General features: G+C 43.7%; 10 protein-coding genes. 9 read left to right on the top strand and 1 reads right to left on the bottom strand.

The window, feature by feature from the left end:
• Positions 1-79: 79 nt before the first annotated feature.
• Genes AC1DPK_RS31580 through AC1DPK_RS31570 form a run of 3 tightly spaced genes read left to right on the top strand, consistent with a single transcriptional unit; the run spans position 80 to position 1,024 of the window.
• Positions 80-478 (top strand): transposase, encoded by a 399-nt coding sequence (locus tag AC1DPK_RS31580; protein WP_477512714.1) that lies wholly within the window; start codon positions 80-82, stop codon positions 476-478.
• Positions 394-933 carry an IS3 family transposase gene (locus AC1DPK_RS31575; protein WP_477512715.1) on the top strand — a complete coding sequence of 180 codons (540 nt, stop codon included), beginning with the start codon at positions 394-396 and terminating at the stop codon, positions 931-933. Before AC1DPK_RS31580 ends, AC1DPK_RS31575 begins: the two co-directional genes overlap by 85 nt.
• Positions 869-1,024: an IS3 family transposase gene (locus tag AC1DPK_RS31570; RefSeq protein WP_477512713.1), complete on the top strand. Its 156-nt coding sequence runs from the start codon at positions 869-871 to the stop codon at positions 1,022-1,024. Before AC1DPK_RS31575 ends, AC1DPK_RS31570 begins: the two co-directional genes overlap by 65 nt.
• Positions 1,025-1,096: 72 nt before the next feature.
• Here AC1DPK_RS31570 and AC1DPK_RS31565 read toward each other — a convergent pair whose 3' ends face one another.
• Positions 1,097-1,747 carry a GDSL-type esterase/lipase family protein gene (locus AC1DPK_RS31565; RefSeq protein ID WP_430056094.1) on the bottom strand — a complete coding sequence of 217 codons (651 nt, stop codon included), beginning with the start codon at positions 1,745-1,747 and terminating at the stop codon, positions 1,097-1,099.
• A gap of 264 nt (positions 1,748-2,011) precedes the next feature.
• On the opposite strand from AC1DPK_RS31565, the gene AC1DPK_RS31560 reads away from it, so the two are divergent.
• From AC1DPK_RS31560 to AC1DPK_RS31535, 6 genes are all read left to right on the top strand, one after another.
• The gene (locus AC1DPK_RS31560; protein ID WP_477512712.1) at positions 2,012-4,321 is read left to right on the top strand and encodes a PDC sensor domain-containing protein; all 2,310 of its coding nucleotides are present in this window, start codon (positions 2,012-2,014) and stop codon (positions 4,319-4,321) included.
• Positions 4,322-4,640: 319 nt separating this feature from the next.
• Positions 4,641-5,630: an ABC transporter permease gene (locus AC1DPK_RS31555; protein WP_441881170.1), complete on the top strand. Its 990-nt coding sequence runs from the start codon at positions 4,641-4,643 to the stop codon at positions 5,628-5,630.
• A complete protein-coding gene (locus tag AC1DPK_RS31550; protein ID WP_076270687.1) occupies positions 5,630-6,511 on the top strand; it encodes a carbohydrate ABC transporter permease in 882 nt (293 codons plus the stop codon). The genes AC1DPK_RS31555 and AC1DPK_RS31550 overlap by 1 nt, the downstream gene beginning before the upstream one ends.
• 54 nt (positions 6,512-6,565) lie before the next feature.
• Positions 6,566-8,080 (top strand): extracellular solute-binding protein, encoded by a 1,515-nt coding sequence (locus AC1DPK_RS31545; RefSeq protein WP_441881169.1) that lies wholly within the window; start codon positions 6,566-6,568, stop codon positions 8,078-8,080.
• Between the two features lie 84 nt (positions 8,081-8,164).
• Positions 8,165-9,835 carry a DUF4091 domain-containing protein gene (locus AC1DPK_RS31540; RefSeq protein ID WP_477512711.1) on the top strand — a complete coding sequence of 557 codons (1,671 nt, stop codon included), beginning with the start codon at positions 8,165-8,167 and terminating at the stop codon, positions 9,833-9,835.
• Positions 9,836-9,883: 48 nt separating this feature from the next.
• Positions 9,884-11,647 (top strand): glycoside hydrolase family 35 protein, encoded by a 1,764-nt coding sequence (locus AC1DPK_RS31535; protein WP_477512710.1) that lies wholly within the window; start codon positions 9,884-9,886, stop codon positions 11,645-11,647.
• Positions 11,648-11,665 lie beyond the last annotated feature (18 nt).

Below are 11,665 nucleotides of genomic sequence, written 5' to 3'. Positions count from 1 at the left end.
ATAGTGAAGTGCACCCCTTAGAATAGACATTGGAAAAACCCCTAGGTTATTCCGATGAAATTCTAGGGGGTGTATTTTTGTGGCGGTTAAAGGGCAAAAGTTTAAGCATTATGAAGATACAACGAAAGTGGAGGCAATCCGCTTACATGTTGAAGAGGGATGGTCGTATCAAAAGATAGCGGATCACCTAAATATTAATGACAAGAATCGTGTGAAGATTTGGATGAGGAAATATAGACAGCTCGGTGAATATGGACTACTGGATCAGCGAGGACGTCGTGAGGAATACATCGATCAGGATAGATACGTTCAAAAGCTTAAACGAGATAATCAGATGCTAAAAAAGTGTTTGGAAATCTGGATGCGGGAGGTACAAAAACGAAATATMGTGTCATTGAAGCAGCAGCAGAATCCTACCCTCTTACTGAACTCTGCAAATTGTTTGGCGTCTCCAGAAGCGGATACTACGCCTACTTGAAGCGCAAAGTTATAGATCGCGATGRAGATCTCAAGGCATTAATTAAACGAGTGTATACGAAGTASAATGGCGTATATGGATATCGGCAGATTCAAATGCATTTRCTTCAGGACCATGAAAAACGTGTGAATCACAAGAAAGTTCTTAGGCTTATGCAAGAGATGGGGATTCGCTCTAAGATGCGTCAGAAGCGACGTCAGAGCTAWAAAACCACAGTAGGWGCACGCGTTGCGGAAAACCTGCTTCAGCGGGAGTTTAAAGCGGATAAGYCTAAACAAAAGTGGGTAACGGATGTCACTCAATACCGCGTAGTCGATACATGGATATATTTATCTGCCATTAAGGATTTGTATAACGGAGAACTCATTGCTTCTCATATGAGCCTTCGTAATGATAACCAACTCGTTCTTCAAACCTTTGAGAAAGCGTTTAAAAAAGGCACAAAGGAGAATTGAAGAATATTTGCATTTCTATAATAACGAGCGACCGCAGAGAAAACTAAAAAAACTGACGCCTGTTGCTTACAGACGTCAGCTTTCTGCCTAGGTGTTTTTTGCAATGTCTACAAATAGGGGTCTTGACCAATAGAGGGAAGGTGTCATTTTTTTATTTCTAAAACTAATTGCGAGAAGCAAGATAGGGAATTAATCCGTTTGCGATCACTTGATGACCTCGATCATTGGGATGGATAGGCAGAGTACCGCTCAATGCATCTTCTAATCTGCCATTACGATAGCCATAGATTAGTGAGGCTTGTTTTCCTTCAAACCATCTATGAGCGGGAGCGATTTGTGCATGATAGCTTTGGGCAACCTCAATCGTTGTGTAATTTAATTGGTCGATAGCAGCAGCTGCTAGAGAACTATTCGGAAACGGATTATATTGCGTGCAGCAAATAATACGGGCGTCGCTTACGCTTTTTATATGAGCGAGAATGGCTCGTAAATTTTGCCTGTAGGGAGTTAAGATCGGTTTTATAGCTATTTGCTGTTGGTTCTTAATCGAAGACAATGCAGCGTTTGCTAAATCTACCCCTCCAATCCAAACAGAAACAACATCGGATTTGCTTATAGCAGCGGAACCCTTCCAGATGACTGCGTTTAATAGATCATGACTGGTCCAGCCCGGACGTGCTAATACATATCCAGTTGCCCTGCGGGAACGGGAGCGTGAATTTAAAGCGGCAACGGCTAGTTGGGGATATGCTTTTGCGAGTGAGGAGGCATTCTCCCCATAGGTAATAGAATCTCCAAGAGCTGTATAGAGCATAACGATATCACCCACCCTATTCTTAATCATATAGACAATGCAAATAGGCTAGTAAAGGTTTGACATTGACAATTAACAGTCGTTTATTCTTCTATTTCGCTAGTGCATCTCTATAGTTATAGTATTGCAATGCTATGCTGTTTGCGTGGACATTTGTTCAGCAGCATGTAAATTAGATAAATTCATTAATAATTATTGACTTCATTTCAAATGATTTGTACGCTGTGCTGAGGAGCAAAGTCTATCAACATAGGAGTCGACAGAATGAAGCTTATAGAAGGTAACCGAATAATTAATCGTAAAAGCTTTCTGAAGTATCCATCATTTTATCGCAAAATGATTGTTTTTACGTTATTATCATCAATCATTCCTATCATTATCCTTGGGATCACCAGCTATATTTTAACTTCCAAAACGGCTAAAGATAATGCCAGCCAAGACATTACTCAGGTCTTAAGCTACGCTTCAGAGACCATCGATAATGGGCTTGAAAGAGTAGAGAATAACTTAATTCAGCTGGAGATGAGCTCGTTCTTCACTTCAGACTTGAAGGAAATGAAACGTACCAATTATTCCGGTTTTTATTCGAGTATCTATCAGAACATGTTGGCTTTTATGAACGGAAACCCACTTGTTAAGGATATTTTGCTATATACATTGGACGAGAATTATTTGATTTCGTCTACTTACGGTGGCAAAAAAATGGAGTCGGCAGTGGAACGGGAAAAGTATGAGAAGCTGCTGGAAAACAATCAGCAATTAGTTTGGCAGGCTGGTTATTCCCAAGGCGGTCAAGTGTACGATTCTGGTATTACCTTAACGAGTACAATTCCTTTACATACAAAAGATCCGATCGGTATTATTCAAGTCATTATTGATAATAAAGCGTTTGAATCTCTAACTAAAAAATTTTTGAAATACAAGAACCAGCATATGTTTGTAATCGATGAAGGCGGCCAGCTCGTATTCCATATGAATGGATCTGAAGTGCCTAAAGATTTGTTTGAGTTGATAACGGTTTCACATGAGGGCAAGCAAGAGTTTTTATATCAATGGCAGGACCGGGAGTACTTAGTTACTTCTATGGTATCTCCAATCAAGAAGCTGCTGTTTGTGGATATGATTCCAACAGCGGAGCTTTACAGCAGCGCAAGGAAGATTGCGGGTATAACGATTGGCATCGTGCTTGTTGTTCTTGCTGCGGGAATTACGCTTGCTATGATTGGCACGAAAAGGGTATATAGTCCGATTCGGAAGCTGGTCTCTCATATTAGTGATAATCAACAAGCGGATATGGGGACAGACGAATTTAATTATGTGCAGCAGCGGTGGAAGGAAATTAACAGTAAGGCGAGTCAGCTGGAAGGCCAAATCAATCAGCAGTTTCCGCTTATTCGGGAGTTGTTTGCTTTAAGGCTATTGGAAGGGCAGTTTAGTCATGAACGACGTGAACATTTGCATGAGCTTCTGCGCAGATACGCTATTCCAGAGACACAATGTGCAGCTGTTTTTATTATTTCATATGATCACCTATCGGACGCAGGCAAGTTTCAAGAGTCGGATAAGGATTTAATTTTGTTTATTATAAAAAATATGACGACAGAATTGCTGGAGCAGCAGCAGCTAGAAGGCTTGGTCATTAATGGATTAAATGATCAAGTTGTGGTTTGGTTGTGGACAGAAGATGAAGAAATGAATGCATGGTCAAACAATCTGAAGTCTGGCATTGAAAAAATACGACAGCAGATCACTCATTTTCTGCAATCTCCAGCAACGATTGGGTTAAGTCGTGCAGCCTCGCAGGTAGAGGAATTGCCCGATTTATATCGTGAGGCGCAGCTTGCTATTTATTCGAGGATGATTAATGGCGGCAATCAGATTATTGAGAGCAAAGGGCTTGCGGTTTCAATGATGTATCGTTATCCAGCAGAGATCGAGAACCATCTTATCGATTCATTGCAGGTCGGTGATCTCGCTGAAACGAAGCGTTTGCTTGATGCTTTTTCCAATAAAGTTCAATCTGCTGTGCATAATCCCGAGCTTATTAGGATGTCGTACGATCAATTGTTGTCTACGACTTTACGAACCGTCTACTTAATGAATATGAGTCCAGAGCAGCTATTTGGAAGAACCGCTAGTGAGCTCAATTTCGATATGAGATCATGTGCAACAATTCATTCCATTAATGAGTGGCTGATAGATCGTATATTTGAGCCGATTATGATGTCCGTGAGCGGCAAGCGGAATCAAGAGTATGAGCAGCTTATAGAAAAAGTGACAGACTACATTGCGGCAAATTATAATCTTGATATTTCTCTGGATCAGTGTGCACAGATTTGCAATCTGACTCCTCAATATTTAAGCAAGCTGTTTAAGCGAACGATGGACATCTCCTTTATTGAGTACCTCACACAAGTTCGTGTAGAGAAGGCTAAGGAGCTGCTGGAAGCAACAGATTTGATGGTGAATGAAATAGCAGAGCAGGTAGGCTACAACCCTAAAAATTTCATTCGTGTATTTAAGAAGCAGGTTGGATTGCCTCCGGGACAATATCGAGAAATGCATCGCAAGTAAATTGCCATACAAAATCGAATAGGCTTATTTCAAAAAGGCTTTGCTAAGAGTGAGAGAATTGTAACCTCTCCATTTTGCAAGCCTTTTTTTTATTTTATGGGGTGCGAATTTATAATCTGGCAGGGGTTAAAGAGATTAATTAATGAGACTCGAAGCAGCCACAAACCGTGTAGCAGCAAGGGATTCTCAATTATTGCTCAGTCGTGCTGAGCGAATAAGAATTGGTCATTGCCCGGCGGAAGCTTCGGCTTGTAAGATGCAGACATGAAACCATATGAGCAGCCAAGTTTAAACAAAATTGTTGGAGGTGGTGAAACCCTTGCCGCAATCTAATCCTGAATTAGCGAACGCAAGTTTATCACAAGGACATGAACCTAAGTGGCAAAAAACGAGAGATTCAAAGTGGTCTCAATTTAAAGTCATTTTAGGCCGAGAAAAATATTTGTACGTATTAGCGCTCCCGGGTATTCTCTTCTTTCTTATTTTCAAGTACTTGCCCATATGGGGGCTGGCGTTAGCTTTTAAAAACTATTCCCCATACTTAGGCTTTTGGCAAAGCGAGTGGGTCGGATTCAAATATTTTAATGAGTTTTTCACGAATCCAGACTTCCTGCTTTTATTTAGAAATACGATGGCGATTAGCTTGCTGAACATCGTTTTCTTTTTCCCGATTCCCATCGTTCTCGCTATTCTCATTAATGAGGTTCACAATCGCACATTTAAGAAAACCATTCAAACGATTATTTATTTACCGCACTTTTTGTCTTGGGTCATTATTGCAGGGATTTGCTTTATAATCCTCGGACAAAGCGATGGTATTATTAACAAGATTATTGTCGAATTAGGTGGCAAACCGATCGGTTTCTTGACGGAGCCGAATTACTTCTGGGGTTTGTTGACTGCACAGAGCATTTGGAAAGAAGCAGGCTGGGGCACAATTATTTTCCTCGCTGCCATTGCGGGTATTAATCAAGACTTGTATGAGGCAGCGCAAATTGATGGTGCAAACCGTTGGAAGCAAATTGTGAATGTTACGCTGCCTTGCATAAAGAGCACAATTATTGTATTGCTCATTTTGCGGCTTGGACAAGTGATGGAGGTTGGGTTCGAACAAATTTACTTAATGATGAGTTCTCCTGTATCACATGTGGCTGATGTATTTGATACGTATGTATACCGAACGGGCATTCAAAATGGTCGCTTCAGTTATGCGACGGTCGTGGGCATATTTAAATCGGTGGTTGGTCTTATCCTTGTCGTTACAGCCAATCGTTTAGCTAAAAAATTCGGTGAGGAGGGTCTTTACTAATGCATAAGTCCCTCGGTTATAAAGTGACAAACGGTATTATTTATACGGCGCTTGGTCTAATTGGACTCATCACGCTGCTGCCTTTTCTATATGTCATTGTTGTTTCCTTTACAGATCCCTCGGAGTATTTGAGAAAGTCGTTAATTATAATTCCAGAGAAGTGGAGCCTTTCCTCCTATAAGTACATTTTATCGACTCCAATGTTTATGCGTTCATTGGGGGTCAGCGGCTTCTTGGCTGTTGTGGGTTCGGCAATCGGTATTATCGTTACAAGCGCTTTGGCTTATGCCTTGTCGCGGAGACGATTTTTCGGTAAAAAGTTTTTCCTCGTTGCGATTCTAATGACGATGCTGTTCAACCCGGGTATGATTCCGAACTTCCTTTTGGTTGAAAGCTTGGGGCTTATCGATACCGTGTGGGCGTTGATTTTACCGGCTATTACGAGCGCTTGGTACGTATTTTTGATGAGAAATTTCTATCAGGAATTGCCGGAGGAGCTGGAGGAAGCAGCGAAGATCGATGGATGCAATGATATTGGGGTTTTCTTTCGAATTATGTTTCCAATCTCGATGCCAGCAGTCGCTGCGTTTGGGCTATTCTTTGCAGTAGGCTTCTGGAATACGTACTTCAACGGCGTATTGTACATTAACTCGGATGAACTTCGTCCGATGCAGGTTGTGCTGCAGATGATGCTGATTCAAGCTTCAACCAATATAGCGGACCCATCCGTAGCTGCAATGCTGCAGAGTGAGCAAATGCTCCCACCAGAGACGATCAAGATGGCGGCGGTAGTCGTTGCGTCTCTGCCTATCATTATGGTTTATCCGTTCCTGCAGAAGTATTTTGTAAAAGGTATGCTGGTTGGTTCCGTAAAGGGTTAACGGACAAACGACCATTATATAGGGATTTAYTACAAATAAGGGAGGGTTTTAAAAATGAAAAAAAGAAGCTTTGGCATGACGCTTTTGACGCTCGTTCTTACGACAAGTTTAATTGGCTGTTCGAATGGTGGCGAAGCTAAATCGGCCGGCAATAAAGAGGGTAAACAAAAGCCAGTTGATATTAATATTGGCACGATGACTTATGGTGAATCTCCTAGCAGTGATCTCGAAAGTGTCCAGAAGCTCAATGAAAAACTAAATGTAAAGCTGAGCATCGATTTTTATCCGATTAATAGCTATAAAGAGAAGCTGAATGCTTTGCTTGCTTCCAAGAGCTTGCCTGATGTCATTCTTATCGAGGATATCAATGATCCTGCATTCTCAACCGCGATTGAGCAGGGTGCATTCTGGGATTTGACCCCGTTCTTGCAGCATTATCCGAACCTAGCAGGTTATCCGGAGAATGCGATTGAGAACATTAAGTTCAAGGGTAAATCCTACGGTATTCCGCGTGTTCGCCCATTGGATGGACATGAATCTCTCATTATTCGTCAAGATTGGCTTGATAAAGTGGGGCTGAAAGCACCAACGACGATGGATGAGCTCTACAAAGTATTAGAAGCTTTTACAAAAAATGATCCGGACGGCAACGGTAAAAACGATACCTTTGGTATGGTGCAAGCGAGTGTCAGCCCTTATATGATGACGATGTTTGGCGCAGGCACAGCGTGGAAGGAAACAGCTGAAGGCGGTCTTGAGCCATACTGGCTGACAGCTGAAGCAAGAGAAGCGCTTGAATTCTGGAGCAAGGCGTATGGCGATGGTCTTATTACGCCGGACTTGCCAGTGATGAAGCCAAGCCAAGTGAAAGAAATGATGATTCAAGGCAAAGCGGGCATCTCCTTCGGCAATATTAACGAAGCGTTTATTTTCGGACAAGAGCTGCAAAAAATTAAGCCTGAAGCAGAATTGAAGGCGTATGAAATTCCAGCTGCCAAAGACGGCAAAAAGTACAATGAACAAGCATATGGCTACTATGGATTGTTCCTAGTCAGCAAAAAGGTTAGCGAAGACAAGCTGAAGAAAATTCTTGAGGTTTATAACGAAACGGCGACTGAAGAAGGCTACAATCTCGTTACCTATGGTATTAAAGACAAGGATTATACCGTATCGGAAGATGGTTCAATCGTTCAAACCGATGAAGGCAAGAAAAAAGCATATGGTACAGCGACGACTGCACAATGGATTTCCGGTTATTTCAACAAATATCAACGTGCTGAAGGACCTGGCATGCCGGCAGAAGTTAGAGATTACAACCGCCAGCTGGTAGATACCATCTCAGCATCTTCAATTAAGAATCCTGCTGCAGGGCTGCCAACGACTGAAGTATGGATGGAAAAAGGCGGCGATTGGCAGAAGAAGTTTGTTGATATGTACACAAACGTTGTCATCCGCAAAGCAAGCATGGAGGACTGGGACAAGTTTATTGGCGGGCTTAAAGCCGACGCCAGCTTCCAGCAGCATCTGAAAGAAACAAGTGATTCTTACAAAGCGTTAGCAAGCAAGTAAGTAAATAAGCCCGGTAAGTTCGAATAGGTCAGTCGAGTTTACCGGGCTTATCTTTTTTATTAGATCATGTAGGGGGAATATGAAGTGGAAAAGTTAAATGGAGCTTTGCAGCTGGAAACGAGATGTATCAGTTCATTGATCAAAGTATTCGCCGATGAAGAACTGCTTGCAGCTGCGGTAACTAGAGGCTCGGCACTGCTTGGTGAATCCTATTCGTTCCAGGTTGCATATCGGGCAGATGTACTTATGCGGCAGCTGCAGGTTCGGGTGGAGTCCGAGCTTGAGCAAGCATTGACCGTACGAACGGTAGAGCTGGTACCCGCCAATATGGTGAGCTATCACGATGCAGATAATCATGTGCTGAGAAGCACGCCCGGCTTGTATCCAGATGCATTAATCCCATTTGATGCAGTCCGCGGTTTAACCGGTTATCCAAGCCAATGGCGTTCTTTATGGATAACTGTCGAGGTTCCGATGGATGCGAAAGCAGGTTTATTTGATATTCGTATTTATCTCATCAATGATAGCGGCGAGCAAGTAGGCGAGGAAACATTTACGCTGGAGGTAATTGCGGCAGCACTGCCCGAGCAGTCACTTATCCATACCGAATGGTTCCATGTTGACTGCTTGGCTACCTACTATAAAACGGACGTATTTAGCGAGTACCATTGGCATTTGATTGAGCAGTACATCCAAACCGCTGTGAAACATGGAATGAATATGATTTTGACCCCTTTGTTTACCCCTCCGTTAGACACGGAAATTGGAGGAGACCGCCCAACCGTACAGCTCGTTCAAGTTGAACGCGTGGGGGATGATTACCGATTTACTTTTGAAAAATTAAAGCGCTGGATTGCACTGTGTGACCGCAGCGGCGTGAAATATTTTGAGTTCTCTCATCTCTTTACACAATGGGGTGCCAAGCATGCACCGAAGGTAGTCGGCACGGTTGATGGTCAGGAGAAGCAGCTGTTTGGCTGGGATACGGATTCCAAGGATTCGGAGTACACCGAATTTCTTACGTTATTTTTGCATGAGTTAGTGTCATTTATAAAAGAAAACGGTTTAGAGAAGCGGGTTTATTTCCATCTGTCGGATGAGCCAAACCTTGCGGACATGGACACCTATCGCGCAGCGAGTGAGCTTATTGGACCGATTTTGGAAGGATTTCCGATCATTGATGCACTCTCAGAGTATGAATTTTATGAAAGTGGTCTAATTAAGCACCCCATTCCGGCTAGCAATGCGATTCAGCCATTTCTTGAACACGGGGTAGAGGGATTATGGTCGAATTATTGCTGCGCCCAATACAAGCTTGTGTCTAATCGCTTTCTCCATATGCCGTCTTCGCGCAATCGTGTATTAGGCATGCAGCTGTACAAGCTGAAGCTTGCAGGTTTCTTGCATTGGGGCTACAACTTCTGGTATGCGCAGTTCTCGAAGTATCCGATTAATCCGTTTCAAGTGACGGATGCAGGCGGCGGTTTTCCAGCGGGGGATGCATTTCTCGTATATCCAGGTGCTGAAGGGCCGATTGAGTCTATCAGGCTGGAGGTGCTTACAGAAGCGCTGCAGGATCTGCGAGCGCTTGAGCTTCTAGAGCGGAGTACCTCACGAGAAGCGGTAATTGCTTTGCTCGAAGATGGCTTAGCGCAGGAGCTATCCTTTGAAGCATATCCGCGTGAGACGGAATGGTATATCCGCAAGCGTGAGGAAATTAACCGTCTAATTGGCGAGCATGCAAATTCGAAGTAGATATGGCAAGTCAAATACATCAAGTTCATGAGCAGAGGAGTAAATGACATGGCATCATTCAGAGTGCAAGGTAATCAATTTCTTTATGAGGATAAACCGATAACGATTTTGTCGGGGGCGATTCATTATTTCCGTGTTATTCCGGGGTATTGGAAGGATCGATTGCTTAAGCTGAAAGCCTGCGGTTTTAATACAGTTGAAACGTATGTCGCATGGAATATGCACGAGCCGCAGGAGGGTAAGTTCTGTTTCACGGGTATGGCGGATATTGTAGCGTTTATCGAGATAGCAGCAGAGCTGGAATTGCATGTCATTGTACGTCCAAGTCCATACATTTGTGCGGAGTGGGAGTTCGGCGGCATGCCGGCTTGGCTGCTTGCTGAGGATGGAATGCGCTTGCGCTGCAATGACGAGTTATTTTTATCAAAAGTAGATGCTTATTATGATGTGCTGCTGCCGATGCTGAAGCCTTTGTTATGTACAAACGGCGGTCCAATTATTGCAATGCAAATTGAGAATGAGTACGGCAGCTATGGCAATGATCTAAAGTATCTTGAGCATATCAAGGAAAGCATGATTTCGCGCGGAATGGACGTTCTGCTGTTTACCTCAGATGGCCCGGAAGATTTTATGCTGCAGGGCGGGATGATTCCGGGTATTCTTGAAACCGTAAACTTTGGTTCGAGAACAGAGGAAGCTTTTAACAGCTTAAAGCAAGTCCAGCCGGACAAGCCGCTCATGTGCATGGAGTATTGGAATGGTTGGTTCGATCACTGGAACAAGCCGCATCATACGCGGGATGCACAGGAAGCGGTGCAAGTGTTTGAGGATATGCTGAATGCTGGCGGATCGGTTAACTTCTATATGTTCCATGGAGGTACGAATTTCGGATTCTATAATGGAGCCAACAACCACGGGAAATATGAGCCGACGGTAACGAGCTATGACTATGATAGTCCACTAACCGAGTGGGGGGATATTACGGAAAAATACGTCCTGTTAAGGGAACTAATCGCAAAACATTTTGGCACGGCGTTAATGCCGCTTCCGGATCCTGTTCGCAAAATGGGATATGGCCATGTTCAAATGAAGCCGGTCGCGCCGTTGTTCGACGTGCTGCCGCTGCTGTCGACACCCGTGCAGCGCACTTGCCCTGAACCGATGGAGAAGCTCGGACAGGATTATGGATTTATTTTATATACAACAAAGGTTTCGGGCCCAAGACTCAATTGTTCACTTGTTTTGCAGGAGGTTCACGATCGCGCGCTCGTATTTTTAGATGGAGAGTATAAGGGAGTTATCGAACGCTGGGACCCACAGCCAAGCGAGTTCGATGTGCCGGAGGGCGGGGCAGAGCTTCGTATTCTAGTCGAGAATATGGGCAGAACCAACTATGGACCGTATTTGCGAGATTATAAAGGGATTACTGAAGGGGTGAGATTAGGCTTCCAATTTCTATATGATTGGACGATTCATTCGCTGCCGCTTCATAATATTGCTCAACTTGAGCAAGCGCCTGCTGCTGAAGAGCGAGTACAAGACATAAGTGGACCAACCTTCTACCAAGGCTCCCTCCACATTGAGCAGGAGTCGGATATTGCAGATACCTTCCTGGCACTTGAAGGCTGGACCAAAGGAATTGTGTTCGTAAATGGTTTCAACCTCGGACGTTACTGGGAAGCAGGGCCGCAGAAGACACTTTATGTTCCAGGTCCGCTGCTTCGTACCGGTGCAAATGAAATTGTAGTGTTCGAGCTGCATGGAGCGAAGACGCTGCAAGTGACGCTTCAAGATACACCTGATTTGGGGTAGTGCAAAGTATTGCAAAGT

This window comes from Paenibacillus sp. 01T424, from assembly GCF_056398745.1.
Note: the sequence above shows the minus strand (reverse complement) of the source record. Positions and strands in the feature narration are given on the sequence as shown.

Coding starts and splice junctions, on each gene's coding strand:
- AC1DPK_RS31570 (WP_477512713.1), top strand. CDS start 869: ATGATAACCAACTCGTTCTTCAAACCTTTGAGAAAGCGTTTAAAAAAG.
- AC1DPK_RS31565 (WP_430056094.1), bottom strand. CDS start 1,747: ATGCTCTATACAGCTCTTGGAGATTCTATTACCTATGGGGAGAATGCC.
- AC1DPK_RS31560 (WP_477512712.1), top strand. CDS start 2,012: ATGAAGCTTATAGAAGGTAACCGAATAATTAATCGTAAAAGCTTTCTG.
- AC1DPK_RS31550 (WP_076270687.1), top strand. CDS start 5,630: ATGCATAAGTCCCTCGGTTATAAAGTGACAAACGGTATTATTTATACG.
- AC1DPK_RS31545 (WP_441881169.1), top strand. CDS start 6,566: ATGAAAAAAAGAAGCTTTGGCATGACGCTTTTGACGCTCGTTCTTACG.
- AC1DPK_RS31535 (WP_477512710.1), top strand. CDS start 9,884: ATGGCATCATTCAGAGTGCAAGGTAATCAATTTCTTTATGAGGATAAA.